General features: G+C 62.2%; 20 protein-coding genes, 5 tRNA genes and 1 riboswitch. Of the genes, 9 read left to right on the forward strand and 16 right to left on the reverse strand.

What is annotated here, in order from left to right; translation table 11 throughout:
• Window positions 1–191 precede the first annotated feature (191 nt).
• The 5 genes from pyrG to JCM17207_RS05760 all read right to left on the reverse strand — a co-directional run bounded on the left by pyrG (window position 192) and on the right by JCM17207_RS05760 (window position 7,575).
• Window positions 192–1,826, reverse strand: coding sequence for a CTP synthase (gene pyrG, locus JCM17207_RS05740; protein ID WP_238316671.1), 1,635 nt, complete (start codon window positions 1,824–1,826; stop codon window positions 192–194).
• Window positions 1,827–1,916: 90 nt separating this feature from the next.
• Window positions 1,917–2,498 carry an ANTAR domain-containing response regulator gene (locus JCM17207_RS05745; protein WP_238316672.1) on the reverse strand — a complete coding sequence of 194 codons (582 nt, stop codon included), beginning with the start codon at window positions 2,496–2,498 and terminating at the stop codon, window positions 1,917–1,919.
• A gap of 27 nt (window positions 2,499–2,525) precedes the next feature.
• Window positions 2,526–3,845, reverse strand: coding sequence for a glutamine synthetase family protein (locus JCM17207_RS05750; RefSeq protein WP_238316673.1), 1,320 nt, complete (start codon window positions 3,843–3,845; stop codon window positions 2,526–2,528).
• Between the two features lie 128 nt (window positions 3,846–3,973).
• Entirely contained in the window at window positions 3,974–6,061 is a 2,088-nt protein-coding gene (locus JCM17207_RS05755; protein WP_238316674.1) for a glutamine synthetase III family protein, read from the reverse strand.
• Window positions 6,062–6,345: 284 nt separating this feature from the next.
• Window positions 6,346–7,575 carry a class I SAM-dependent rRNA methyltransferase gene (locus JCM17207_RS05760; protein WP_238316675.1) on the reverse strand — a complete coding sequence of 410 codons (1,230 nt, stop codon included), beginning with the start codon at window positions 7,573–7,575 and terminating at the stop codon, window positions 6,346–6,348.
• 151 nt (window positions 7,576–7,726) lie between these two features.
• Here JCM17207_RS05760 and JCM17207_RS05765 point away from each other — a divergent pair, with 151 nt between their 5' ends.
• Genes JCM17207_RS05765 through JCM17207_RS05775 form a run of 3 tightly spaced genes read left to right on the forward strand, consistent with a single transcriptional unit; the run spans window position 7,727 to window position 9,634 of the window.
• A complete protein-coding gene (locus JCM17207_RS05765; RefSeq protein WP_238316676.1) occupies window positions 7,727–8,215 on the forward strand; it encodes a CYTH domain-containing protein in 489 nt (162 codons plus the stop codon).
• An 18-nt stretch (window positions 8,216–8,233) separates the two neighbouring features.
• Window positions 8,234–8,821 (forward strand): rhomboid family intramembrane serine protease, encoded by a 588-nt coding sequence (locus JCM17207_RS05770; protein ID WP_238316677.1) that lies wholly within the window; start codon window positions 8,234–8,236, stop codon window positions 8,819–8,821.
• A gap of 60 nt (window positions 8,822–8,881) precedes the next feature.
• On the forward strand, window positions 8,882–9,634 hold the full coding sequence (locus JCM17207_RS05775; protein WP_238316678.1) for a ZIP family metal transporter: 753 nt from the start codon (window positions 8,882–8,884) through the stop codon (window positions 9,632–9,634).
• A gap of 62 nt (window positions 9,635–9,696) precedes the next feature.
• Here JCM17207_RS05775 and glyA read toward each other — a convergent pair whose 3' ends face one another.
• Window positions 9,697–10,950 (reverse strand): serine hydroxymethyltransferase, encoded by a 1,254-nt coding sequence (glyA, locus tag JCM17207_RS05780; protein ID WP_238316679.1) that lies wholly within the window; start codon window positions 10,948–10,950, stop codon window positions 9,697–9,699.
• A gap of 156 nt (window positions 10,951–11,106) precedes the next feature.
• On the opposite strand from glyA, the gene JCM17207_RS05785 reads away from it, so the two are divergent.
• The 3 genes from JCM17207_RS05785 to JCM17207_RS05795 are packed head-to-tail and all read left to right on the forward strand — an operon-like array spanning window position 11,107 to window position 13,161.
• Complete coding sequence (locus JCM17207_RS05785) at window positions 11,107–11,685, forward strand: 5-formyltetrahydrofolate cyclo-ligase (RefSeq protein ID WP_238316680.1); 579 nt, start codon at window positions 11,107–11,109, stop codon at window positions 11,683–11,685.
• Window positions 11,673–12,299 (forward strand): cyclodeaminase/cyclohydrolase family protein, encoded by a 627-nt coding sequence (locus JCM17207_RS05790; protein WP_238316681.1) that lies wholly within the window; start codon window positions 11,673–11,675, stop codon window positions 12,297–12,299. The genes JCM17207_RS05785 and JCM17207_RS05790 overlap by 13 nt, the downstream gene beginning before the upstream one ends.
• 4 nt (window positions 12,300–12,303) lie before the next feature.
• Complete coding sequence (locus JCM17207_RS05795) at window positions 12,304–13,161, forward strand: bifunctional 5,10-methylenetetrahydrofolate dehydrogenase/5,10-methenyltetrahydrofolate cyclohydrolase (RefSeq protein WP_238316682.1); 858 nt, start codon at window positions 12,304–12,306, stop codon at window positions 13,159–13,161.
• A 64-nt stretch (window positions 13,162–13,225) separates the two neighbouring features.
• On the opposite strand, the gene JCM17207_RS05800 is transcribed toward JCM17207_RS05795, so the two are convergent.
• Window positions 13,226–14,182, reverse strand: a complete 957-nt coding sequence (locus JCM17207_RS05800; RefSeq protein WP_238316683.1) for a phospho-N-acetylmuramoyl-pentapeptide-transferase — start codon at window positions 14,180–14,182, stop codon at window positions 13,226–13,228.
• 138 nt (window positions 14,183–14,320) lie between these two features.
• Window positions 14,321–14,923, reverse strand: coding sequence for an ECF transporter S component (locus JCM17207_RS05805; protein ID WP_238316684.1), 603 nt, complete (start codon window positions 14,921–14,923; stop codon window positions 14,321–14,323).
• Between the two features lie 133 nt (window positions 14,924–15,056).
• Window positions 15,057–15,182: riboswitch (FMN riboswitch) on the reverse strand.
• A 116-nt stretch (window positions 15,183–15,298) separates the two neighbouring features.
• On the opposite strand from JCM17207_RS05805, the gene JCM17207_RS05810 reads away from it, so the two are divergent.
• Complete coding sequence (locus JCM17207_RS05810; RefSeq protein ID WP_238316685.1) at window positions 15,299–16,390, forward strand: mechanosensitive ion channel family protein; 1,092 nt, start codon at window positions 15,299–15,301, stop codon at window positions 16,388–16,390.
• A 68-nt stretch (window positions 16,391–16,458) separates the two neighbouring features.
• On the opposite strand, the gene JCM17207_RS05815 is transcribed toward JCM17207_RS05810, so the two are convergent.
• From JCM17207_RS05815 to JCM17207_RS05850, 8 genes are all read right to left on the reverse strand, one after another.
• On the reverse strand, window positions 16,459–17,196 hold the full coding sequence (locus tag JCM17207_RS05815) for an acyl-[acyl-carrier-protein] thioesterase (RefSeq protein WP_238316686.1): 738 nt from the start codon (window positions 17,194–17,196) through the stop codon (window positions 16,459–16,461).
• Window positions 17,197–17,220: 24 nt separating this feature from the next.
• Entirely contained in the window at window positions 17,221–17,961 is a 741-nt protein-coding gene (locus JCM17207_RS05820; protein WP_238316687.1) for a DUF554 domain-containing protein, read from the reverse strand.
• A 63-nt stretch (window positions 17,962–18,024) separates the two neighbouring features.
• The gene (recG, locus tag JCM17207_RS05825; protein WP_238316688.1) at window positions 18,025–20,085 is read right to left on the reverse strand and encodes an ATP-dependent DNA helicase RecG; all 2,061 of its coding nucleotides are present in this window, start codon (window positions 20,083–20,085) and stop codon (window positions 18,025–18,027) included.
• A gap of 130 nt (window positions 20,086–20,215) precedes the next feature.
• A tRNA-Cys gene (locus JCM17207_RS05830) sits at window positions 20,216–20,290 on the reverse strand.
• Between the two features lie 28 nt (window positions 20,291–20,318).
• Window positions 20,319–20,394 (reverse strand) — tRNA-Gly (locus JCM17207_RS05835).
• Between the two features lie 91 nt (window positions 20,395–20,485).
• A tRNA-Asp gene (locus JCM17207_RS05840) sits at window positions 20,486–20,562 on the reverse strand.
• Window positions 20,563–20,590: 28 nt separating this feature from the next.
• Window positions 20,591–20,666 (reverse strand) — tRNA-Gly (locus JCM17207_RS05845).
• A 6-nt stretch (window positions 20,667–20,672) separates the two neighbouring features.
• Window positions 20,673–20,748: transfer RNA gene (locus JCM17207_RS05850), tRNA-Phe, on the reverse strand.
• Window positions 20,749–20,967: 219 nt separating this feature from the next.
• Between JCM17207_RS05850 and JCM17207_RS05855 the strand changes: the two genes are divergently transcribed.
• Together JCM17207_RS05855 and JCM17207_RS05860 are read left to right on the forward strand one after the other, a co-directional pair.
• Window positions 20,968–22,959 carry a DNA gyrase/topoisomerase IV subunit B gene (locus JCM17207_RS05855; RefSeq protein ID WP_238316689.1) on the forward strand — a complete coding sequence of 664 codons (1,992 nt, stop codon included), beginning with the start codon at window positions 20,968–20,970 and terminating at the stop codon, window positions 22,957–22,959.
• Between the two features lie 15 nt (window positions 22,960–22,974).
• Window positions 22,975–25,224: a DNA gyrase subunit A gene (locus JCM17207_RS05860; protein ID WP_238316690.1), complete on the forward strand. Its 2,250-nt coding sequence runs from the start codon at window positions 22,975–22,977 to the stop codon at window positions 25,222–25,224.

Genomic DNA, 25,224 nt, shown 5'->3' on the forward strand with positions numbered 1-25,224 from the left:
CATTCCCTGGCTGCGAAGCTCTATTATTTCCTTCTCGTGTTCCTGAATGTGGCTGTATTTTCTGGGCATAGCAAAGACCTCCTGTAGTAGTTTTATTCTACCACAGGAGGCCTTCTTTTTTCACTGTCTACTTTTACTGGAGCGGTTCAGTGTGGGGAGGCTCCCTTTGGTTTTTAGAAGAAGATTTTGGCTTACAGACCCATCCGGGGACGGCCGGCGGCTTCCCGGGTGGCCAGGCTGGCGGCAATAAAGGCCTTGAACAGAGGGTGGGCACGGTTGGGGCGGCTCTTGAATTCGGGGTGGAACTGGGCCCCCAGATGGAAAGCCCGGCCCGGGATCTCCACCGTCTCCACCAGACGGCCGTCGGGGCTGGTGCCCGAAATCACCAGCCCGGCGGCTTCCAGCTCGGCGCGGTATTGGTTGTTGAACTCGTAGCGGTGGCGGTGCCGCTCCGAGATCATCTCGGTGCCGTAGCACTCGGCCATCTTGGTGCCGGGCAGAACCTTGCAGGGGTACTGGCCCAGCCGCATGGTGCCGCCTTTGGGGATGTTGCCCTGCTGGTCGGCCATCAGGTCGATGACGTTGTGGGCCCCCTCGGGGGTGAACTCGCTGGAATTGGCATCGGGGTAGCCCAGCACGTTCCGGGCGTACTCCATCACCATGATCTGCATCCCTAAGCAGATGCCGAAGTAGGGCAGGTTATTCTCCCGGGCATACTGGGCGGCCTGGATCATTCCCTCGATGCCCCGGCTGCCAAAGCCGCCGGGCAGGATGACACCGTCCACGTCCCCCAGAACCTTGGCACAGTCGGCCTGGGTTTGCAGCTCCTCGCAGTCCACCCAACGGATCTCTACCTCAGAGTCGTTCTCAAAGCCGGCGTGGTAGAGACTCTCCATCACCGAGAGATAGGCGTCGTGGAGCTTGACGTATTTGCCCACCAGGGCAATGGTGCAGGTGCGGCTCCGGCCGGCGATCCGGGCCACCACCTCTTTCCACTCGGTCAGGTCGGCGGGGGGAACATCCAGCTGCAATTTCTGGACCACCACCTCGTCCAGCCCGTTGGAGTGGAGCATCAGCGGGCACTGGTAGAGGCTGGGCATGGTCAAATTCTCGATGACACACTCGGGCTTTACGTTGCAGAAGGTGCTGACCTTCCGGCGGATCTCGCTGCCCACGCTGCCGTCCGCCCGCAGGATGATGATGTCCGGTGCGATGCCCATGCCCTGGAGCTCTTTCACCGAGTGCTGGGCGGGCTTGGATTTGTATTCGTTGGAACCCGAGATATAGGGTACCAGCACCACATGGATGTAGCAGCAGTTCTCATGGCCCTGTTCGATCCCCACCTGGCGGATGGCCTCCAGAAAAGGCTGGCTCTCGATGTCGCCGGTGGTGCCGCCGATCTCGGTGATGACCACGTCCGCCTGGGTGGAGGCGGCCAGGTTGTAGATATAGCTCTTGATTTCGTCGGTGATGTGGGGGATGATCTGGACGGTCTGGCCCAGATAGGCTCCCTGGCGCTCCTTGTTCAATACGTTCCAGTAGACCTTGCCGGTGGTCAGGTTGGAGTATTTATTCAGATCTTCGTCGATGAATCGCTCATAGTGGCCCAGGTCGAGGTCGGTCTCGGTGCCGTCGTCGGTGACGAACACCTCGCCGTGCTGGAGGGGGCTCATGGTTCCGGGGTCAACGTTCACATAGGGGTCCAGCTTTTGGCTGGCCACCTTCAGGCCGCGGCATTTGAGCAGACGGCCCAGCGCCGCCGCGGTGATCCCTTTGCCCAGACCGGAGACAACGCCTCCGGTCACAAAGATATATTTCGTTGCCATTTTACATTCCTCCCTCATAGTACAAAAAACAAAAATGGAAGGCACGCGGGGTCTGCGTCTGACAGACCGGCGCGCCGGGTCCATCCAAAACTAGTATGCGCCGTCCTCTTCCCAGGCATTAAGAATTTCCTGGGCCACTTCGGCCAGGCTGCGGCGGCTGTCCATGGCCTGCCGCTCGATGGCGTGATGGGCCTCGGCCTCGGTCATGCCCTGGTGCTCGATCAGGCAGCATTTGGCCTGGCTCACCAGCCGGAGCAGGGCCAGCTTTTCCTGCAAGCGGTGGTTTTCCTCCTGCAAATGAAGCAGCCGGTGATTGCCGGCGGCCGCCATCTGGACAGCCTGTAAAAACAGCTGGTTGGTAAAAGGTTTGCTCAGCAGAAGAACCCCCTGGCGGCTCAGACCCTCGGCCAGCTGTTCGGCGGCGGCTGCCTTGGCCAGCAGCAGAACCCCGGCGCTGGTTTTTTCCACCGCGCAGGCGCAGAGCTCGTGGCCGAACTCGTCGGGCAGAGGGGCATTGACGATAATCAGTTCAAAATCCGTTTCCAGAATCCGGCGCCGGGCCTCGGTGCCGCTGGGCACCATCAGGGGGTGGGGGTAGCCCATCTCGGCCAGCCGGGTGGAAAGATATTCGTTGGAGTTTGCGCCTGCACTGACGATCAGAGCACGTCCCATAGCATCCACTCCTTTCCCGCAGTTTGCTCAGATGGTGCAGAAATATCTTGTCCGCTCAAATTCGGCCGGGTCGGCGGCCTGGCGTAGCTCCTCACAGCGGTGAAGCGCCTCGGAGAAATAGCGGCTGGCCAGCCCCTCGGGCAGGCACCGGGCCAGAAACTCGCTCTCCTGGGCGACACGGACGGCCTCTTCCAGGCTTTCGGGCAGGGTTTCCAGCCCCAGGCCCTCGGCCGCCGCCGGGTCAAAGAGATTATTGTTGACGGGGGCGGGCAACTCCAGACGATTCCGGATGCCGTCCAGCCCCGCCGACAGGATCAGCCCGAAGGCCAGATAGGGGTTGCAGGCGGGGTCGGGGCTCCGCAGCTCCATCCGGCAGCTGTCCCCCTGGGCCTGGGGGATCCGCACCAGCTGGCTCCGGTTCTGGCGGCTCCAGCTCACATACCGGGGCGCCTCGTGGCAGCCGAACCGCAGGTAGCTGTTGGGCAGGGGGTTGGTGAAGAGGGCCAGCTCCCGGCTGTGGGCCAGGATGCCCGCCATGAACTGGCCCGCCACGGTGTCCGAGGTGAGATCCCCCTCGAAGAGATTTTTGCCGTCCCGGTAGAGGGAGAGGTTGACATGGAGGCCGCTGCCGGCCTGGTCGGCCAGGGGTTTGGGCAAAAAGCTGGCGTGGAAGCCGCTGCGGGTGGCCACTGCCCGGACCACCTGCTTGAACATCATCACATTGTCGGCGGTTTTCAGGGCCCCGGCGTGGCAAAAGTCGATCTCGTTCTGGCCGTGGCCGCTCTCGTGGTGGCTGTGCTGGGGGACGATGCCCATCCGCTCCATGGTCAGGCAGATGTCCCGCCGGAGGTTCTCGGCGGCGTCCAGGGGGGCAACATCAAAATAGCCGCCCTGGTCCATGGGCACCCGGGTGGGGCGGCCCCGGTCGTCGGTCTCAAAGAGATAGAACTCGCACTCGGCGCCCACGTTGCACTGTAAGCCCAGCTGGTGGAACTGGCGCCCTACCTCCCGCAGGAAACCCCGGCAGTTGCCCCCGAAGGGCTGGCGGCCGGGCCGCTCCACGTCGCAGAAAAACTGCATCACCCGCCCCTCGGTGGGGCGCCAGGGCAGGATGGTGATGGTGGTGGGGTCGGGCCGGAGCACCAGGTCGCTCTCCTCCACGTGCATAAAACCGGGGATGGCGCTGCCGTCAAAGCTGACCCCTTCTTCCAGGGCCTGGGGCAGCTGGCTGGCCAGCACCGCAATGTTCTTCTGGGTGCCGAAGATATCGCAGAAGGCAAAGCGGACAAATTTAACGTCGTTTTCCTCCACAAAGTCGAGGATATCGCGTCGGGATGAATAACTCATAGGGCACCTCCTGGTCCAGAGAGAAAGTTGAAATCAAAAAACCCAAAGGCGCGCTCGCAGACGCGGCGGCCTTTGGGGCAGGGTACAGATTCAATCAGGGGAAAAGGGGCAATAACCCCTTGGTGCTCTTAGACGTAGTAGAGCATCTTGCTGTAGCTGGGCAGAGGCCAGTAGTCCTCGCCGCAGATGGTTTCGGCGTCATCGGCTGCAGCCCGAAGAGCCTCCATCAGGGGCACCACCTTGTCGTGGAAAGCGTTGGCCTTGGCTGCCTGGTCGGGCAGGGCCTGGGCGGCCCGCTCGGCGGCGGCCAGGGCGTCGATGGCGTCGCTCATGTCGTCGGCGTCCTTGGACAGCCGGGCCAGGGTCTTGGTCTCGCTGCGGACGCTCAAACTCTCGCTGACGGCCATCTTGGTGGCGGCGGTGTTGGCCAGCTCGCTCATATAGCTGTTGATGGCGGGCAGCAGCTGTTTGCGGGCCATTTCCAGCATGGTCAGAGCCTCGATGTTGATGATCTTGGCGTAGTGCTCCATCTCCACCTCGTAGCGGCTCTCCATCTCCACCTTGGTCAGAACACCGAACTCCTCCATCAGAGCGATGTTCTTGGGGTCGATCAGAGCGGGCAGGGCGGCGGGGGCGTATTTCTTATTGGGCAGGCCCCGGCGCTCGGCTTCCTGCTCCCACTCGTGGGAGTAGCCGTTGCCGTTGAAGATGACCCGCCGGTGATCCCGGATGGTCCGCTTGACCAGGGCGATGGCAGCCTTGGTGAAGTCCTCGGCGCCTTCCAGCTCGTCGGCGTAGCCCTTCAGCTCCTTGGCCACAGCGGTGTTCAGGATGGTGTTGGCGTCGCTCACGTTCTGGGAGGAGCCGGGCATCCGGAACTCGAACTTATTGCCGGTAAAGGCGAAGGGGGAAGTCCGGTTGCGGTCGGTGGTGTCCTTGCTGAGCTTGGGCAGGACGTCCACGCCCAGATCCATCTTCATCTTGACGGGGCCGGCGTAGGGGGAGTCGGAGGCGATGGCGTCGATGACGGCCTCCAGCTCCTCGCCCACAAAGATGGAGATGATGGCCGGGGGTGCCTCATCGGCGCCCAGGCGGTGGTCGTTGCCCGGAATGGCCACCGAGGTCCGCAGCAGGTCGGCGTACTCATCCACCGCTTTAATGACGGCGGCCAGGAAGATCAGGAACTGCAGGTTCTCCATGGGGGTGTCGCCGGGATCCAGCAGATTCTCCTTGGGGGTGGACATGGACCAGTTGTTGTGCTTGCCCGAGCCGTTGACCCCCTCGAAGGGCTTTTCATGGAGCAGACAGACCAGGCCGTATTTGGGGGCCAGCTTCTTCATCATCTCCATGGTCAGCAGATTGTGGTCGATGGCCACGTTGGTGGTGTCGTAGATGGGGGCCAGCTCATGCTGGCAGGGGGCCACCTCGTTGTGCTTGGTCTTGGCGGGGATGCCCAGCTCCCAGAGCACGCTGTCCAGCTCTTTCATGAAGGCCGAGACCTCGGGGCGGATCACGCCGAAGTAGTGCTCCTCCAGCTCCTGGCCCTTGGCGGCCGGCGCGCCGAAGAGGGTGCGGCCGGTGAGGATCAGGTCCTGGCGGGCCTCGTAGTCCTCTTTCTTGATGAGGAAGTATTCCTGCTCGGGGCCCACGGTGGTGGAGACGTAATCGTCGTCCTTGCCGAAGAGTTTCAGGATTCGGACAGCCTGGTTGGACAGAGCCTTCATGGAGCGGAGCAGGGGGGTCTTTTTATCCAGGGCCTCGCCGGTGTAGCTGACGAAAGCGGTGGGGATGCAGAGCACGTCATCCTTGACGAAGGCGTAGCTGGTGGGGTCCCAGGCGGTGTAGCCCCGGGCCTCGCAGGTTGCCCGCAGGCCGCCCGACGGGAAGGAAGATGCGTCCGGCTCGCCCCGGACGAGCTCCTTGCCGCTGAACTCCATGATGGCGGTGCCGTCGCCCACCGGGCTCAAAAAGCTGTCGTGCTTCTCGCTGGTGATGCCGGTCAGGGGCTGGAACCAGTGGGTGTAATGGGTCGCGCCCAGCTCCATGGCCCAGCGCTTCATGACGCTGGCCACCACGTTGGCCACCTCAAGATCCAGAGGCGTGCCCTTGTGCAGGGTATTTTTCAGGCTCTTGTAGGTAGCGCTCGGCAGGCGTTCCTTCATCACATATTCGTTGAAGACTTTGCTGCCGTAGATTTGCATAACATTGGCTGCCATAAATCCTACTCCTTAACTTGTTTTATAGATACAAAACACAGATCCCAAAGCTGTATTTCCCGGTTTTATCCCGTCCTGGCTATTCAAACGCAAACGGCGCTGCGAGTCAGGAGGTGACCCACAGCGCCGTTGCTGTCTATGGTCTGATTATAGCCCGGCGGGCCCCAAAATGCAATTGACAAATTTTACGATTTTGTCCCGGCGGCATTTTGGAATTTTATTCTAAACGCATTGATGGGACGGAAAAGTACGATTCCACGCGGAAAAGTATGACTCTTGCTCTTTTAAATCACCTGGAAGAGGAAGAATTTCAGGTAATTGGTCTCGGGCACACCCCAGAGGATGGGGTGGTCGGGGGCCTGCTGGCGCACCTCGATCTGGCGCAGCTGGCGGCCGGCATCCCGGGCAGCGGAGCGGAGCATCTTGATGAAGAGCTCCTCGGTGGCGAAGTGGGAACAGCTGGCGGTGGCCAGGTACCCGCCCCGGGGCAGCAGCTTCATGGCCCGGTAGTTGATCTCCTTGTAGCCCCGCATGGCATTTTCCACCGTGCGGCGGGACTTGGTGAAAGCCGGCGGGTCCAGAATAATGAAATCGTAGGGGCTGCCCTCTTTTTCCAGCCGGGGCAACAGCTCGAAGGTGTCCTCGCAGAGGAAGTCCATGTTGGTCAGGCCGTTCCGGGCGGCGTTGCGCTGGGCCATGGCGATGGCGTCGGCGCTGATGTCGGCGGCGGTCACCCGGGCCGCGCCGCCCTTGGCCGCATTGAGGGCGAAGCTGCCGGTATGGGTGAAGCAGTCCAGCACGGTATGCCCGGCGGCCAGCCGGGCCACTGCCTGGCGGTTGTATTTCTGATCCAGGAAAAAGCCGGTTTTCTGCCCGTTTTCAAAGTCCACGTGGTAATATACGCCGTTCTCGCAGATCTCGGTCTGGGTAGAGGCGGGAGGCTCTTCCCCGGGCAGGACAAACCAGCCCTTGTTCTGTTCCAGACCCTCTTTGGCCCGCAGAGCCTCGTCGTTCCGCTCGTAGATGCCGTCGATGGTCTGTCCGTCGGCCCGGAGCACCTCGGCCAGCAGAGGGAAGAGGATCGGTTTCAGCCGCTCCATCCCCACGCTGAGGGTCTGGGTTACCAGAATGTTGTTGAACCGGTCCACCGTTAGGCCGGGGAACTGGTCCGCCTCGCCGAAGATCACCCGGCAGGCGGTCAGGTCCTGGGGCTGGAGAACGGTTTTTCGGTAGGCCCAGGCGTATTCCACCCGCCGCCGCCAGAAGGCCGGGTCAAAGGTGTCGTTGGCGTTGCGGGAAATCAGCCGCACCCGGATCTTGCTGTGCAGCGAGAGGAACCCGGTGCCCAGGTAAGAGCCCTTGGGGCTCACCAGGTCCACCAGGGAACCGTTCTCGGGGGTCTCGTCGGGCTGGGCGAGGATATCGTTTTCGTACAGCCAGGGGTGGCCCCCCGCCAGGGTGGCAGCGGCTTTCTGGTTGACGGTGTAGCAGGGGTAGCTGCGGGATGCTTTCATAGAATTGCTCCTGACATTTTTGTTCCTGTGACCGGGGGAATCTCCGGCGTTTGCGGATTTATTGTATCATAAATCTGTGCTATAATAAATAGCATGCAGCGCCCGCTTTGGGCGTTTTTGCGCACTAAATCGGGGGATGGAGGAAGACAGAATGGAAATTGAACGCAAATGGATGGTGGCCGGCTGGCCGGAGGGCCTGCCTCTTGAGGAAGAATTTTTCATGCGGCAGGGGTATATCAGCGTGCGGCCCACCGTCCGCATCCGGGAGGAAGCCCTCACCGGCGGCAAGACCCAGTGGATTCTCTGTTTCAAATCCGGGGGCGGGCTGGCCCGGGAGGAGATCGAGCGGCCCATCGACCAGACCCTTTTCGAGGAGCTGGCAGCCAAGATCATTGGTAAACCCCTGATCCCGAAGCTCCGCCGCTCCTACCGGCTGGCGGATGGGTGCGTGCTGGAAGTGAACCATGTGGACGAGGGCCAGCCCGGGGAGTTCTGGTACGCCGAGATCGAATACCCCACCATTGCGGCGGCCGAGAATTGGGCCCCCGGGGCGCTGGGCCTCGGGGAATATCTCGCGGACGAGGTGACCGGCCAGCCCGGCCAGAGCATGGGCGAATATTGGGAGCGGACCCGGGGCTGACCGGGCAGGGGAGGAAGTATGAAACGGACGGTTTTTCAGCTCCGGCTGCAATACAATGCGCCGGTGATTTTGACCTTTTTTCTCCTGTCCCTGGGGGCGCTGCTGCTGGACGGGGCGACCGACGGCTGGACCACCACCCACCTGTTCTGCGTCTACCGGTCCTCCCTGCGGGACCCGCTGTTTTATTTCCGGCTCTTTGGCCATGTATTGGGTCACGCGGATCTGGAACACTTTATGGGCAATATGCTCCTTTTTCTGGTGGTGGGCCCGCCCATGGAGGAAAAATACGGCAGCATCCCCCTGCTGAAAGGAATCCTGCTGACGGCCTTTGTATCGGGGGTGCTCCAATGCCTTCTCTTCCCCCAGACAGCTCTGCTGGGGGCCTCGGGCATCGTCTTTATGCTCATCATGCTGGCCTCTCTGGCGGGCGGGACAGGGGGCATCCCTCTGACCATGCTGTTGGTGGCGGCCCTCTATCTGGGGGATCAGATCTACGATGCCCTCTTTGTGCGGGATAATGTGGCCAACTTCATGCACCTTGTGGGCGGCGTCTGCGGCACCGTCTTCGGCTTTGCAGCGGGAGGCCGCCGCCGGGGCCGCCGGTAAAGGTTTCCGGCACACCTTTCCCCCTCTTTGGCATACAAAGGGGGGGAGGAGGAATGCCATTTGGAACAGATTCTTTTGACCGCGGGCCTGATTTTGCTGCCCGCGGCCTGTACTTCTCTGGGGGCGGCGGGGGTGTTCCTGCTGCGCCGGCCCGCCGGGCTGCGGCTGGAGCGGACCCTCACCGGCTTTGCGGCGGGGATCATGCTGGCCGCCAGCGTCTTTAGTTTGCTGCTCCCGGCGGTGGAACGGGCCTCGGCCCAGGCCCTGCCCCCCTGGCTGCCGGCCTCGGCGGGGCTCTGCCTGGGGGCTTTGGGGCTGCTCTGGCTGGAAGAGGCCGCCGGGAACCTGCTGGCGTCGGGGCCGGGGCGGGGCGGCCGGATGATTCTGGCCGTCACCCTTCACAACCTGCCCGAGGGGATGGTGACCGGCCTGGCGGCGGCCCTGGCCCTTTCCGGCACAGGGGATGCGGTGAGCGGGGCTCTGGCCCTGAGCCTCGGCATCGGGCTCCAAAACATCCCCGAGGGGGCGGCCATCAGCCTGCCCCTCCGCCAGCGGGGCCACAGCCGGTTGGGGGCTTTTGGGGTGGGGGTGGCCTCGGGCCTGGTGGAACCCCTGGGGGCCCTGGCTGCCCTGGCCCTGGCGGGCTGGGTCCAGGCCGCGCTGCCCTGGCTCATGAGTGCGGCGGCGGGCTGCATGGTCTGCGTCACCGCCCAGGAGATGATCCCCCAGGCGGTGGCCGAGGACGAACCCGCCGGGGTGGTGAGCATCGTTTTGGGCTTTGCCCTGATGATGGCCCTGGATCTGGCCCTCTAATTTAAAACGACGCGCAGAAAAGCGCCCGGAGCGTTCGGCTCCGGGCGCTTGTGCTTTATGGCTTATTCGTACAGGGGGAACTGCTGGGTCAGGGCCAGAACCCGGGCCGCGATCTCGTCCTTCTTTTCATCGAAGTGCCAGATGCAGTCGGCGATGCAGTCGGCGATGATCTTCATCTCAGCGGGGCCCATGCCGCGGGTAGTGACCGCCGGGGTGCCCAGACGGACGCCCGAGGTGACAAAGGGGCTGCGGGTCTCGCCGGGGACGGTGTTCTTGTTGGCGGTGATGTGGACGGCATCCAGCCGGGCTTCCAGCTCCTTGCCGGTGCACTCTTCTTCCCGCAGATCCACCAGCATCAGGTGGTTGTCGGTGCCGCCGGACACCAGCTTGACCCCGCGGGCCTGGAGGCCGGCGGCCAGGGCCTGGGCGTTCTCCACGATCTTGTGGGCATACTCTTTAAACTCGGGTTTCAGGGCCTCGCCGAAGCAGACGGCTTTGGCGGCGATGACGTGCTCCAGCGGGCCGCCCTGGGTGCCGGGGAAGACCGCCGAGTTGATCCGCTTGGCAAGAACGGCGTTGTTGGTCAGGATCAGGCCGCCCCGGGGGCCCCGGAGGGTCTTGTGGGTGGTGGTGGTCACCACGTCGGCGTAGAGCACCGGGTTCTGGTGGCAGCCGCCCGCCACCAGGCCCGCGATGTGGGCCATATCCACCATCAGGTAGGCGCCGTAGCCGTGGGCGATCTCGGCCAGCTTCTCGAAGTCGATGGCCCGGGGATAGGCCGAGGCCCCCGCCACCAGCATCTTGGGACGGACCTTCTTGACGGCCTTTTCCAGCTCCACATAGTCGATGACGCCGTTTTCGTTAACGCCGTAGGAGGTGAAGTGGTAGTTTTTGCCCGACATATTCACGGGGGAACCGTGGGTCAGGTGGCCGCCCTGGGACAGATCCATCCCCATGACGGTGTCCCCCACATCCAGCAGGGCAAAGTAGACGGCCAGGTTGGCCTGGGCGCCCGAGTGGGGCTGCACGTTGGCGTACTTGGCGCCGAACAGGCGGCAGGCCCGCTCAATGGCGATGTTCTCCACCTGGTCCACATAGACGCAGCCGCCGTAGTACCGCTTGCCAGGCAGACCCTCGGCGTACTTGTTGGTCAGCACGCTGCCCATGGCCGCCATGACGGCGGGGGAGACGATGTTCTCGCTGGCGATCAGCTCGATGTTCTGGCGCTGGCGGGTCAGCTCACGGCTCATGGCTGCGGCCACTTCCGGGTCGAACGCCTGGACCAGCCCGATGGAATCCTGCATTTCCTGATACATATACGAAACCCCTCTCTTTTTAAACTAGAGCGGCATATTCCGCTCTATTGCTTTATCATAGCAAAAAACCGCCGCCCCCACAAGGCCCCGGCGTATTGCAATTTGGCCGCGTTCCGTTTAGAATAGATGAATCAAATGCAAGCAAGGAGGGATTCTGTGACCCTGGAAGAGGAAAAACAGGCCCAGCGCCGCCAGGGGATCGCCGCCCGCCGGGCTCTGACGGACGCCGAGCGGGCCGCCGCCAATGGGGCCCTTTGCGCCGCGCTGGAAGCTCTGCCGGTCTGGCAAAAAGCGAAAACCATCCTCGCCTATGCGGCCTGTGGGGGCGAGGCGGATCTCTCGGCCCTGCTGGAAGCTGCTGCCCGGGCGGGCAAGGCCATCGCCTACCCCCTCTGCGGGGCGGGATACACCATGGAGGCAGCCCAGCCCCTCGGCCCCGAGGGCTGGGAGGTGGGGATGTATGGCATCCGCACCCCCATCCCGGAGAAATCCCGTTTCCTGCCCCCGGAACAGCTGGACCTGATTCTGGTGCCCTGCACCGCCTTCGACGAAACTTGCCGCCGGGTGGGGATGGGCAAAGGCTACTACGACCGCTACCTGCCCCGCTGCCCCCGGGCGTTCAAGCTGGGGATCGCTTTTGAAGTACAAAAAACCGCCCGGGCCGCCGTGGAGCCCCATGACCAGCGGCTGGATGGTTTCCTGACCGAAAGGAGTTTTTATCCATGGAAAAAATGATGGAAAAGCCCTGCACTGAATTTCTGTCTGTCCTGGCCTCCAAAGCCGCCGTCCCCGGCGGCGGGGGCGCCGCGGCCCTGGTGGGGGCGGCGGGGGTGGCCCTGGGGAATATGGTGGGCTGCCTCACCGAGGGGAAGAAGAAATACGCCGCCGTGGAGGCGGACATCCAGCGGCTGAACGCCCGGGCCGGGGAACTGCGCCGGGAGCTGGAGGGATTAGTGGAAGCGGACGCCGAGGCCTTCGCCCCCCTGGCCAAGGCCTATTCCATCCCTAAAGACGACCCCGCCCGGGCTGAGATCATGGAAAAAGCGCTGGACGCCGCCTGCGCGGTGCCCCTGGAAATTTTGGAAAAATGCGCCGAGGGGGTAGCCCTGGCGGAGGAATACGCGGCCAAAGGCAGCGTGCTGGCGGTCTCGGACGCAGGCTGTGCGGCCCTCTTCTGCAAAGCGGCCATGCAGGCCGCCGGGCTGAATGTGGCCATCAACACCCGTCTGATGGCCGACCGGGAGAAGGCCGCCGCCCTGGACAAAAAGGCCGGGGCCCTGCTGGCGGAATATAGCCCCCGCGCCGATGCGGTCTACACCCAAGTGAACGGACAGCTGAAAGGAGAATAAACCCATGGCACAGCTTTTGAAAGGTGCGCCCGTCGTGGCCGCCATGAACGAGAAAAATGCCGCCCGCTGTGCGGCCCTGGCCGCCCGGGGGATCACCCCTACCCTGGCGGTGGTCCGGGTGGGCCAGCGGGAGGACGACTTGGCCTATGAGAAGGGGGTTCTGGCCCGCTGCGGGAAAGTCGGGGTGGCGGTGCGGCCCTTCGTTCTGCCCGCCGAGGCCACCCAGGCCCAGCTGCTGGAAGCGCTGGCCGGGGTGAACGCCGACCGGACCATCCACGGCTGCCTGCTCTTCCGGCCCCTGCCCGCCGGGATGGACGACCGCACCATTCGGGCAGCTCTCGCCCCCGAAAAGGATGTGGACGGCATCACCGACGGTTCCCTGGCCGGGGTGTTCACCGGGACGGGGGAGGGTTTTGCCCCCTGCACGGCCCAGGCCTGCATGGAAATTCTGGATTACTACGGCATCCCCCTGGAAGGCAAACGGGTGGTGGTGGTAGGCCGGAGCCTGGTGGTGGGCAAACCCGCCGCCATGCTGCTGGACCGGAAAAACGCCACCGTCACCCTCTGCAATTCCCGTACCCAGAACCTGCCCGCCCTCTGCCGGGAGGCGGATGTTCTGGTGGTTGCTATGGGCAAACGGGGCTTCATCGGGGCAGACTGCATCCGCCCGGGCCAGGTGGTGGTGGATGTGGGCATCCACGTGAACGAGGAGGGCAAGCTCTGCGGCGATGTCCGCTTTGCCGAGGCGGAGCCTTTGGCCGGGGCCATCACCCCGGTGCCCGGCGGGGTGGGCACCGTGACCACCTCGGTGCTGGTAGAGCATGTGGTTGACGCCGCCCAGCGGGCCAGCGAAAAAGAATAAAACCAAAACAAACAGCGGCTCCCGCTCCAGATCGGAGCAGGGGCCGCCTTATCGTTTATTCGAGTTACAGTTTGCCGATCAGCACCAGAAGCACCGCCGAGGCCATACACTGGAGGATGACCCACCGCATAACCACCTGCTCATCGCTCCAGCCCAGATTTTTCCGGACGTGGTCGTGGAGCGGGGTGCGGGTGTTCTTCAGGATGGAGATGTGCAAAAAGCGCTTGAGGCTGATTTTCAAAATACCCAGGCTGCCGTCTACAATGAACACCAAAGCTGCCAGCAGGAAAGCAAAGGGGTGGCCGCACTTGAGGGCCAGCAAAGCCAGGAAGAAGCCCATAGCCCGGCTGCCTGCGTCTCCCATCAGGATACTGGAGGGCTTGGCGTTGGACCACAGATAGGCCAGCAGCGAACCCGCAAAGACCGCCGCCGCCGTGACATAGTCCCCCAGCTCGTCCGAGTAGGCCAGAGCAAAGGTGCCGATGCTCACCACCGCCAGGCTGGCCGAAAGGCCGTCCACGCCGTCGGTGCAGTTGACCACGTTGATGCTGGCCCAGAACAGGATGACAATCAGCAGCAGATAGATGGGATAGGGGATCTCAAAGCTCCATTCCAGGAAAGATACCCCGCAGCCGTTGAAATTGAGGTATGTAATGCCCGCCAGCGCCGCAATGGCGAAGTCGATCAGGCCTTTTTTGTATTCGTTCCAGGCCTGTTCGGCGGCGTCGTCCAGGTAGCCCGAGAGCATCGAGGCGATGAGCAGGGCCGTGTAGATGACGAATTCGGGCTGGAAGGGCAGGAACGCCAGAGACACCAAAGCGATGCAGAGCACGAAGATCAGCCCCGCGCCCCGGGCTTTGCCCCGGGACTGTTCGCCGTTGACGGCGTAGGCCCGGCCGTGGTCCTGGGGCAGCCGGTCCCGGAACAGGGCGGTCATCAGGGCCGTGAGCACAAAGGCTAAAACAAACGCCAGAGCCTCGACGCCCCGGGGCCCGACGAGGGAGAGCAGCAATGTAACCATCTTCTAAATTCCTCTTTCTGATTGCAGTCTTTCAGGTCTTTACACTGGGCAAAGTGTATCACGCCGCCCCGAAAAAATCAATCCAATCCGCCCGAAAGACCGCTGCTTCCCCCTCATCTGCCCAAAAGCGGCAGAAATTTACCGCCGGCCGTGGAGAATGGGGGAGAGGGATTTATAGATCAGCATGCAGAGCACGGCGTCCAGCAGACCTTTCACCAGGGTGAAGGGCATGTTGAAGATGATCAGGCACTTGATCAGGCTGTCCGCTGCGGGCAGCAGAGCCTGGTACATCCCCAGAATGGCCTCCAGGGGCAGGTTATAGAACTTGACGTAGGCGGGGTAGGTGATAAAGTAGTTCACCGGCACGCTGAGGATGGCCATGGCCACGGCGCCCGCCACCGCGCCCAGGATGGCGGTCTTGCGGGTCTTGTTCCGCTGGTAGATAAAGCCCGCTACATAGGCGAAGATGGCCCCCAGCAGGAAGTTGCACACCTCGCCCACCCCGGCGGTGGAGGTGCCGGGGATGATCAGGTGGAGCAGGTTTTTCACCAGGCTGATGACAATGCCGTACACCGGCCCCAGGGCGAAAGAGCCCAGCAGGGCGGGCAGATCGGAGAAGTCCATCTTGACGAAGGACGGGATGAACATGGGCAGGGAAAAGTCCAGGAACATCAGCACGAAGGCCACGGCCGACAGCATGGCCGCCACAGTGAGATTGCGGATCTGGTTTCTTTGATTCATAAAAAATACCTCCCGGGGCGCTGGGGGCCCCTGATAAAATAATCTGGAAAGCCCTTTTCGTGCGCGATGGAAGGAGGACAAATGATAAAGCGCCCTGCTGCAAAAGCAACAGGGCGCATTGGGACAAACTTGTCTCTCGTCTCTTTCATCCGGACTATACCGTCGGCCCCGGAATCTCACCGGGTCAGCGCCTGCCCTGGGGCAGACGGTCGCGGGCTGTACCGCCGGTGGGGAGTTGCACCCCGCCCTGAAACGAACTTTCTGGCTAACAGGATAGCACATTTTTTCAAAAAATCAAGCCCCCGCCCGGGGCTGATTTGCCCCGGTGTCGAAACTGTGGTACAATGGTCACAGATTGTCGCAGGAGGTAGACCTATGATTTTTACGATCCACGAACTGACCTTTGCGGTTGGTTCTTTTGAGCTGGAGGGCTGGGCAGCCTTTGCGGCCCGGTGCGTCTGCGGGCTGCTGATTTTGCTGGCCGGGTGGCTGGTGCGGCGATGGCTGATGAACCACGCCTTCCCCAAACTCCAGGCCCGCCGGAGGAAAGGGCCTGCCGTGCCCATCCTGCTGCGGGGATTCGCGGCCCCGCTGGGGCGGCTGGCGCTTTTGACGGGGTTGTATCTGGCCCTGGTGACCCTGCCCTGGAGCGTCGCGGTCATCCCGGCCTTTTTCCTCAAACTTTACCGCATCGGGGTGATCGCCTGCCTGTGCCATGGCATGTACAGCGCGTCGGACCTGACGGCTCTGCTGCTCAAGTCCTTCAGCCCCGAGATCCGGGGCAGCGCCACCCTCCAGTCGGTGCTGGTCAAAATCTACAAACTGATGGTGCTGATTCTGGGCGGACTGATGATCGCCCAGGAGAGCGGGCTGCCTGTCTCGGGCCTGCTCACCAGCGCGGGGCTGGTCGGTCTGACCATCTCCCTGGCGGCCCAGGACTCGGCCAGCAACCTCTTCAGCGGGATGGTGATTCTGCTGGAGCGGCCCTTCCACATCGGGGACTGGATCATCGTGGAGGACGTGGAGGGCAAGGTGGAGGACATCAACTTCCGCTCCACCAAGATCCGCGCCCTGGATAACTCCCTCTACATCCTCACCAACAGCAAGGTATGCAGCTCGGTGATCAACAACTGCGCCGAGCGGCAGAAGCGGCTCTATCGCTTTACTCTGGGGGTCACCTACGACACCACCCGCCCCCAGATGGAAAAACTGATGGCCGATCTGACCGATATGCTCAAGGGCTGCCCCGACCTCTACGAGGACTCGGTGATTGTCCGGCTCACCGGGTTTGGAGCATCCAGCATTGACCTTTTGGTCTCGGCCTACGCCCGGACGGCAGAGGTGGAGGAATTCCTGCGGATTCAGAACAGCCTCAACCTCTCCCTGATGGATGTCATGAAGAAGAACGGGGTGGACTTCGCCTTCCCCTCCACCAGCGTCTACGTCGAAAAGATGCCGGCGAAATAACTCCCCAAAACCAAAAAAGACACGGTCCCGGCCCCAGCGGCCTGCTGTGTCTTTTTGTTTGTCTGAGATTATGCCAGGGGTTTCAGATTCTCGTTCAGGGCCACGATGGCGCAGAGGGTGTCCCCGCAGTAGAGGGAGGTGACCCAGCCGCCGTTGGCCCGCCCGCCCCGGAGCTGGACGGCGTCGCCGTATTTCAGCGGGTGGCGGTAGACGATCCGGAAGGAGCGGATCCCCTCTTCTAAAAGGGAGTCGGGCACCAGCTCCAGCGCCAGGTCGAGATAAGCGGTGTTGTGGACATGGCCGTTGTAGTCGATGTCGCTCCGCCGCAAAGCCAGGGGCATCTCGCAGCTGTATTCACTGGGGGCCCGCAGCCGGGGCAGCCGGTTGTCAAAGACTGTCTTCTGTTCGGGCTGATAGCGCTCGGCTTCTTCGGGGCTGGCCTTGGCCACCAGGTTGGTCCGCAGATCCACCAGGGCAAACCGGCCGCTGCCCCGGGCCAGAATGTTGCCCGCGCCGTCCTTCATTTGCAGCTCCCGGCTGGTCCGGCTGGAAGAGTTGGGCCGGAACAGCCAGGTTTCCACCAGCAGTTTGTCCTTGTGGGTGGGGGTTCGCAGAATCTCCACCCGCCAGTCGGTCAGCATCCAGGCGGTGCCGTTGTTAATGCTCCGCTCCATCACCGAAATACCCACCTGTTTGGCGTGGTGGGAACTCACGTTTTCAAAGGCTTTGAGCAGGGCCGAGGGGGTCATCTGACCGTGAAAGTCAAAGTCCTCCACGCGGGGGTAAACAGTCTCGGTAAAAATCATGATATCCTCCTGAAAATAGGGTTGTCACAGGGGCATTCCGGCCCAGGCCAAAAGCCCCTGGATGGCGGCCCAGAGGGGCGGTACCAGAAGCCCGGGCAGGAAATTGGCTACCTTAATGTGGAACTTGTCGCTCATGAAATTGACGCCGATGCAGCCCACCAGCACAAAGCCTGCGGCGCAGATCTGGCGCAAAAGCTCCCCTTGCAGCACCGGCTCCAGCAGCCCGGCGCAGAGGGAGAGCCCGCCCTGGTACAGCACCACCGGAATGGCGGAGAAGAGAACCCCCGGGCCCATGCTGGCCGCCAGCACAATGCTGGTGATACCGTCCAGAACACCCTTGGTGATCAGGGTGCTGGGGTCCCCCAGAAGGCCGTCGTTGATGGCCCCCACAATGGCCATGGCCCCCACGCAGTAGATCAGGGTGCCGTTGACAAAGCTCTGGGCGAAACCCGAGAGGTGGAGCCGCTTCTCCACGAAATCCCCCAGGTGGTTCAGGTGTTCCTCGATTTCCAGGCTCTCGCCCACCAGGCCCCCGAGGATCAGGCTGAACACCAGCATCAACTCCCCCGAGGAGCTGATGGCTCCGGTGGCGGGGTCGGCGGCCAGCATGTTGGACAGCGCCCCATTCAGCCCGATCATAATAACAGCCAGGCCGGTGGCCTGGTGGATGGCGTGTTCCAGCTGGGGGCGCAGGCCCTTTTTCAGGACCAGGCCCACGCAGCTGCCCGCCACAATCATTCCAGCGTTGACAAGTGTACCGATCATGCAGTTTGTTTCCTTTCTCCGCCCCGAAAACCGGGCGGGTGGTTTTTTCTCTCTTTTTCTTTTTTAGTTCATGGCCCCGGCCCGGCGGAACATCTGTTCCACCTGCTGGGCCAGCAGGGCGTGTTCGGGTTGGGTCAGCAGGGGGTCGGCGGCCAGGAGATTCTGAGCCTCCCGCTGGGCGGCGTGGAGGGTGCGGGTATCGTTCATCAGGTTGGCGATTTGCAGCGCGGGCAGGCCGTGCTGCCGGCTGCCGAAAAAGTCGCCGGGGCCCCGGGTTTCCAGGTCGTACTGGGCTACCGCAAAACCGTCGTTCGTGGAGCAGAGGAACCGCAGCCGCTGGCGGACGGCCTCCCCCTCGTGGTCGCTGACCAGGAAACACCAGCTCTCCGCCGCGCCCCGGCCCACCCGGCCCCGCAGCTGGTGGAGGGCGCTCAGGCCGTACCGCTCGGCGTTTTCGATCACCATCACTGTGGCGTTGGGCACGTCCACCCCCACCTCGATGACGGTGGTGGAGACCAGGGCGTCCAGCCGCCCGGCCTTGAAGTCCTCCATGACGGCGGCTTTTTCCTTGGGTTTGAGTTTGCCGTGCATCAGCCCCACCCGGCGGCTCGGCAGCAGGGCTTTGGCGGTCTCTTCGTAGTAGGTTTGGACGGCGTTCAGCTCCCCGGTGGGGCTGTCCTCGATGGCGGGGCAGACGATGTAGACCTGCCGCCCGGTGCCGATTTCCCGATCGAGAAAGCCGTAGAGGTCCCGCCGCTTTTTCCCGGTGAGGCACCGGGTTTTGACCGGGGTGCGGCCGGGGGGCAGCTCGTCCAGGATGGAGATATCCAGATCTCCGTAGATCAAAAGCCCCAGAGTCCGGGGGATGGGGGTGGCGCTCATCACCAAGAGGTGGGGGTTGACGGCCTTTTCCGCCAGGGCGCCCCGCTGGCGCACCCCGAACCGGTGCTGTTCGTCGATGACCGCCAGCCCCAGCCGGGCGAAGTTCACCCCGCTGCTCAGGATGGCGTGGGTGCCCACCACCAGATCCGCCTGGTCGGTCTCGATGGCGGCCAGGGTGGTGCGGCGGGCGGCGGCCTTCATCCCGCCGGTCAAAAAGGCCACCCGAATCCCGAAGGGCTCCAAAAGCCGGTTGAGGGTCTCGGCGTGCTGGGCGGCCAGGATCTCGGTGGGGGCCAGCAGGGCGGCCTGGTAGCCGCTGCGGATGCAGGCCCAGATGGCGGCGGCGGCCACCAGGGTTTTGCCGCTGCCCACGTCGCCTTGCAATAGGCGGTTCATGGAGGTTTCCCCCGCCATATCCGAGAGAATTTCCTCCACCGCCCGCCGCTGAGCTCCGGTGGGGGAGAAGGGGAGGCTATCCCAGAAAGGCCCCGGGTCCACCCGGCGCATGGGGGCGCCGGTGGCGGCGGTGCCCCGGTTTTTCATCCGGCCGATCCCCAGCTGGAGCAGCAAAAGCTCCTCGTAGATGAGCCGCCGCCGGGCCCCGGCGGCCTCCTCCTCGCTGGCGGGGCAGTGGATGGCCCGCACCGCCTCGGCTTTGCCGGGCAGGCGGTATTTTTCCAGCATGGCGGGGGGCAGGGGATCGGCCAACAGTTCCGCATGGGGCAAAAGCTGCCGGATGCACCGGGCAATCACCCCGCTGGAAAGGCCGTCGGTCTGGGGGTAAACCGCCTCCAGCGGCGCGGCGGTGATTTGGGCCTCGGTCCGCACCTGGGGGTTTACCATCCGGCGTTCCAGCATCCCGCCGGTGACAATGCCCTGGAAATAATAAGCCTCGCCTAGTTTCAGCTTGGGGGCTACATAGGGGTTATTGAACCAGACCAGTTCCAGCGTGGAGACATCATCCCCAGCGGTGACCCGTTCCAGCTGCCGCCCGCCGGTGATCCGCCGGCCGCCGGGCTTGGCCAAAACCTCCGCCCGGACGACGCATTCGGTGTCCAGAGGCGCCTCGGCGATGGAATAGGGCCGGCTGAAATCCAGATACCGGCGGGGATAATGGCAGAGCAGGTCGGCTAGGGTGAGGATGCCCAGTTTCTCGAACCGCTGGGCGATCTTGGGGCCTACCCCTTTCAGGTAGCGCACCGGGGTGTCTGGGGTGAGGGTGGTATGATTTTCCGGTTCCATGGGGCGGCCTCCCTTCGTCGGATGGATTTTTGCAGGGCTATTTTGTTATTTTATCACCGGCAGACGGGTTTTTCAACGGAACACCGCCGGACAAAAACAAAAAACCCTCATGCAAATGCATGAGGGTTCTTGGAGGTGGCGACCAGATTTGAACTGGTGGATGAAGGTTTTGCAGACCTTTGCCTTACCACTTGGCCACGCCACCATAATAGGAGCAGAATACCTGCTCCTTATGGAGCGGCCGACGAGGCTCGAACTCGCTACCTCCACCTTGGCAAGGTGGCGCTCTACCAGATGAGCTACGGCCGCATATTTGACGCATTTATCCCTGCGTCCACTCCGGCGGGGAGTGCCCTGAACCAGAAGTTCAAAGTAGGCGGGAGGGGTCAATCTCCCATGTTGGCGACCCGGATCGGGCTCGAACCGACGACCCCCAGCGTGACAGGCTGGTGCTCTAACCAACTGAGCTACCGGGCCATACAGGAACGGCGATTGCCGTTCCAAATGGAGCGGCCGACGAGGCTCGAACTCGCTACCTCCACCTTGGCAAGGTGGCGCTCTACCAGATGAGCTACGGCCGCAAAAAATGGTGCCTCCGATCGGAATCGAACCAATGACACGGGGATTTTCAGTCCCCTGCTCTACCGACTGAGCTACAGAGGCGCACCGGACGCTAGTTATTATACCGCAAAATCCGATTTTGTAAAGGGGGAATTTCAAATTTTTTTGAAAAAATTTGCCTCCCTGCCTAAACCTACGTGCCTGCGCCAAAATGAAAAGCGTTTGACTTTTAGAGCGGCGTTATGGTTAAATTATCTTTTAGAGACTGACAGCACAAGGCCGCCGCCAAATGCGGGCGGCGGGCAGGTCTGGAGGATAGACATGGCAAGAAAAAACGAATATGGAAACGAGAGCATTACCTCTTTAAAAGGGGCAGACCGTGTGCGCAAGCGGCCGGCCGTCATCTTCGGCTCGGACGGAGTAGAGGGCTGCGCCCACTCGATCTTTGAAATTATCTCCAACTCCATCGACGAGGCCCGGGACGGTCACGGCAATGTGATCAACGTCACCCGCTGCAAGGACGGCAGCGTCCAGGTGGAGGACTTCGCCCGGGGCATCCCGGTGGACTGGAACAACGGCGAGAACCGCTACAACTGGGAGCTTTTGTTCTGCGAGATGTACGCGGGCGGCAAATACGGCGAGGGAGCCGACAACTACGAGTTCAGTCTGGGTCTCAACGGCCTGGGCCTGTGCGCCACCCAGTACGCTTCGGCCTGGATGACCGCCGACATCTACCGGGACGGCACCCACTACCACCTGGATTTCGCCAAGGGCGAAAACGTGGGCGGCCTGAAAAAAGAACCTTACAAAGGCCGGCGCACCGGCAGCATCATCCACTGGATGCCGGACGACGAGGTGTTCACCGACATCGACGTGCCCGCCAGCTATTATAAAGATGTGCTCCGCCGCCAGGCGGTAGTCAACGCGGGGCTGACCCTCAATTTCATCGACGAAAAAGAGAAAGACCCCGCCACCGGCAAACCCTGGAAGGAGAGCTACTGCTACCAGAACGGCATCTCCGACTATGTAAAGGAAGTTGCCGGGGAGGACACCCTGACCCCCGTTTTCTCCTGCGAGTCGGAGGCGGTGGGCCGGGACCGGGAGGACCAGCCCGATTATAAGGTAAAGATGAGCGCGGCGTTCTGCTTCTCCAATAAGGTGCAGATGCTGGAATATTACCACAACTCCTCCTGGCTGGAACACGGCGGCAGCCCTGAGCACGCGGTCCGCACCGCCTTTGTCTACCAGATCAATAAGTATCTGAAGGAGAAGAACCTCTATAAAAAAGGCGAGAGCTCCATCAGCTTCCAGGATATCCAGGACTGTCTGGTCTATGTGTCCTCCAGCTTCTCCACCCGCACCAGCTACGAGAACCAGACCAAAAAGGCCATTACCAATAAATTTGTCTCCCAGGCCATGACCGACTTCCTGAAACATTATCTGGAAGTCTACTTTTTGGAAAAACCCGACGAGGCCCAGAAGCTCTGCCAGCAGGTGCTGGTGAACAAGCAGAGCCGGGAGCACGCCGAGAAAACCCGCCAGAGCATCAAGAAAACCCTCTCCACCCAGATCGACCTGGCCAACCGGGTGCAGAAGTTTGTGGACTGCCGCACCAAGGACCCCGCTCGCCGGGAACTGTATATCGTGGAGGGCGACTCGGCTATGGGCGCGGTCAAGACCAGCCGGGACAGCGAGTTCCAGGCCATCATGCCGGTGCGGGGCAAGATTTTGAACTGCCTGAAAGCCGACTACGCCCGGATTTTCAAGTCGGACATCATCGTCGATTTAATTAAGGTTATGGGCTGCGGCATCGAGCTGGGGGGCAAGTACAATAAAGAGCTGGCCACCTTCAGCCTGGATAATCTGCGGTTTAATAAGATCGTCATCTGTACCGATGCCGACGTGGACGGCTACCAGATCCGCACCCTGGTTTTGACCATGCTCTACCGGCTGACCCCCACCCTGATCGAAAAGGGGTATGTCTACATCGCCGAGTCGCCGCTGTATGAGATCAATACCAAGGACCGCACCTATTTTGCCTACACCGAACCCGAGAAGGCGGCCTTTTTGCAGAAAATCGGGAACCAGAAATACACCATCCAGCGCTCCAAAGGTCTGGGCGAGAATGACCCCGAGATGATGTGGCTGACCACCATGAACCCGGACAGCCGCCGTCTGATCAAGGTGATGCCCGCCGATGTGGAGGAGACCGCCCGGGTGTTCGACATCCTGCTGGGGGACAACCTCCAGGGGCGGAAGGATCATATCGCGGCCCACGGCGCGGAATATCTGGACGATTTGGACCTGTCGTAACAGGAGAGAAAGAGAATGGCAAGAAAAACAACCAAAAAAAGTTCGGCGCCGGTGCGCCCCCAGCTGGGGGAGGGGGTGGAGATCCTCAACGCGGGCAGCGTATTGGAGGACCCTATCACCCGCACCCTCGAGACCAACTATATGCCCTATGCCATGAGCGTCATTGTCAGCCGGGCCCTGCCCGAGATCGACGGCTTCAAGCCCGCCCACCGCAAGCTGCTCTATACCATGTACGGCATGGGCCTTTTGAAGGGCGGGCGGACCAAATCCGCCAACATTGTGGGCAGCACCATGCGGCTCAACCCCCACGGCGACGCGGCGATTTATGATACCATGGTCCGAATGGGCCGGGGCAACGAGAGTTTGCTGGTGCCCTTTGTGGACAGCAAGGGCAACTTCGGCAAGGCATACAGCCGGGATATGTCCTATGCGGCGGCCCGTTACACCGAGGCCAAGCTCGACCCGGTCTGTGAGGAGCTGTTCCGGGACATCGACCGGGAAACGGTGGATTTTGTCCCCAACTACGACGGCACCACCACCGAGCCCACCCTGCTGCCGGTGACCTTCCCGACTATCCTGGCCAACAACACTCTGGGCATCGCCGTCGGCATGGCCTGCAACATCTGTTCCTTCAACCTGGCGGAACTGTGCAACACCACCATCGCCCTGATGAAGGATGAGAACCACGACATCGCCACCACCATGCCCGCGCCGGATTTTGCGGGGGGCGGCCAGATCCTCTACAACGAAGCCCAGATGCGGGAGATCTATGAGAATGGCCGGGGCAGCGTCCGGGTGCGGGCCCGGTACAACGCGGTGCCCGGCGAAAATATGATCGAGATCACCCAGATTCCTCCCACCACCACGGTGGAGGCCATCATGGACAAGATCACCGAGCTGGTCAAGGCCGGCAAACTGAAAGAGATCAGCGATATGCGGGACGAGACCGACCTGAACGGCCTGAAACTCACCCTCGACCTCAAGCGGGGAGTGGACCCGGAGAAACTGATGGCCAAGCTCTTCAAGTCCACCCCGCTGGAAGACAGCTTCAGCTGCAACTTCAACATCCTGATTTCGGGCCAGCCCCGGGTGATGGGGGTGCGGGAGATTCTGAAGGAGTGGACTGCCTTCCGGATGGAGTGCGTCCGCCGCCGGACGTATTACGACCTTCGCGGCAAGGAAAAGCGGCTCCACCTCTTGCAGGGTCTGGCCGCCATCCTGCTGGACATTGACAAGGCCATCCACATCATCCGCCACACCGAGGAGGAAACCGAGGTGGTGCCCAACCTGATGATCGGTTTCGGCATCGACGAGGTCCAGGCCGATTATGTGGCCGAGATCAAGCTGCGGCACCTGAACCGGGAGTATATCCTCAAGCGGACGGGCGAGATTGAACAGCTGGAAAAGGACATCGAGGACCTGAACGACATCCTCAAAAAGCCCGCCCGGATCCGCCGGATCATCATCCACGAGCTGGGGGATGTGGCCAAGAAATACGGCGCCCCCCGCCGCAGCGAGATCCTCTACGACCTGCCCGAGACGGGCGCCGACGAGGAGGAGAACAACATCCCCGACTACCCGGTGACCGTCTTCTTCACCCGGGAGGGTTACCTGAAAAAGATTACCCCCCAGAGCCTGCGGGGCACCGGCGCCCACAAGCTGAAAGAGGGAGACGAGATCATCCGCCAGCTGGAAACGAGGAACAACGTGGAGGCCCTCTTCTTCACCGACCAGCACCAGGTCTACAAGAGCCGCCTGAGCGAGTTCGAGGACGGCAAAGTGGGCCAGATGGGCATCTATCTGCCCGGCAAGCTGGGGATGGACGAGGGGGAGAACATCGTCTGGATGCAGCTTACCACCGATTATTCCGGCTGGATGCTCTTCTTCTTCGCGGGGGGCAAGTGCGCCAAGATCCCCCTGGCCTCCTATGCCACCAAGCAGAACCGCCGCAAGCTTTTGAACGCTTACAGCGACAAGGACACCCTGGCCAAGATGCTCTATATCCCCGAGGAGACCGAGATCGCCATCCGCACCTCGGCCGGGCGGCTGCTCCTCGTGGGCACCGCCCAGATCGCCGAGAAAGCCACCCGGGACAGCCAGGGCGTGGCGGTGGTCACCCTGAAAAAGAATCAGAGCATCCTCTCGGTCCAGCCCGCCGATACCCTGGAGCTGGCCAACCCCCACCGCTACCGGGTGCGGAGTCTGCCCGCCACCGGCGCACTGCTGCGGGAAGAGGACGCCGGCGAGCAGCTGAGCCTTTTGTAA

It is taken from the genome of Faecalibacterium gallinarum (assembly GCF_022180365.1).
Classification (GTDB): domain Bacteria; phylum Bacillota; class Clostridia; order Oscillospirales; family Ruminococcaceae; genus Faecalibacterium; species Faecalibacterium gallinarum.

Bases quoted from the DNA above. Each gene is read 5' to 3' on its own strand.
- pyrG (WP_238316671.1), bottom strand. From the start codon at position 1,826: ATGGCAACGAAATATATCTTTGTGACCGGAGGCGTTGTCTCCGGTCTG.
- JCM17207_RS05745 (WP_238316672.1), bottom strand. From the start codon at position 2,498: ATGGGACGTGCTCTGATCGTCAGTGCAGGCGCAAACTCCAACGAATAT.
- JCM17207_RS05750 (WP_238316673.1), bottom strand. From the start codon at position 3,845: ATGAGTTATTCATCCCGACGCGATATCCTCGACTTTGTGGAGGAAAAC.
- JCM17207_RS05755 (WP_238316674.1), bottom strand. From the start codon at position 6,061: ATGGCAGCCAATGTTATGCAAATCTACGGCAGCAAAGTCTTCAACGAA.
- JCM17207_RS05760 (WP_238316675.1), bottom strand. From the start codon at position 7,575: ATGAAAGCATCCCGCAGCTACCCCTGCTACACCGTCAACCAGAAAGCC.
- JCM17207_RS05765 (WP_238316676.1), top strand. From the start codon at position 7,727: ATGGAAATTGAACGCAAATGGATGGTGGCCGGCTGGCCGGAGGGCCTG.
- JCM17207_RS05770 (WP_238316677.1), top strand. From the start codon at position 8,234: ATGAAACGGACGGTTTTTCAGCTCCGGCTGCAATACAATGCGCCGGTG.
- glyA (WP_238316679.1), bottom strand. From the start codon at position 10,950: ATGTATCAGGAAATGCAGGATTCCATCGGGCTGGTCCAGGCGTTCGAC.
- JCM17207_RS05790 (WP_238316681.1), top strand. From the start codon at position 11,673: ATGGAAAAAATGATGGAAAAGCCCTGCACTGAATTTCTGTCTGTCCTG.
- JCM17207_RS05795 (WP_238316682.1), top strand. From the start codon at position 12,304: ATGGCACAGCTTTTGAAAGGTGCGCCCGTCGTGGCCGCCATGAACGAG.
- JCM17207_RS05800 (WP_238316683.1), bottom strand. From the start codon at position 14,182: ATGGTTACATTGCTGCTCTCCCTCGTCGGGCCCCGGGGCGTCGAGGCT.
- JCM17207_RS05805 (WP_238316684.1), bottom strand. From the start codon at position 14,923: ATGAATCAAAGAAACCAGATCCGCAATCTCACTGTGGCGGCCATGCTG.
- JCM17207_RS05810 (WP_238316685.1), top strand. From the start codon at position 15,299: ATGATTTTTACGATCCACGAACTGACCTTTGCGGTTGGTTCTTTTGAG.
- JCM17207_RS05815 (WP_238316686.1), bottom strand. From the start codon at position 17,196: ATGATTTTTACCGAGACTGTTTACCCCCGCGTGGAGGACTTTGACTTT.
- JCM17207_RS05820 (WP_238316687.1), bottom strand. From the start codon at position 17,961: ATGATCGGTACACTTGTCAACGCTGGAATGATTGTGGCGGGCAGCTGC.
- recG (WP_238316688.1), bottom strand. From the start codon at position 20,085: ATGGAACCGGAAAATCATACCACCCTCACCCCAGACACCCCGGTGCGC.
- JCM17207_RS05855 (WP_238316689.1), top strand. From the start codon at position 20,968: ATGGCAAGAAAAAACGAATATGGAAACGAGAGCATTACCTCTTTAAAA.
- JCM17207_RS05860 (WP_238316690.1), top strand. From the start codon at position 22,975: ATGGCAAGAAAAACAACCAAAAAAAGTTCGGCGCCGGTGCGCCCCCAG.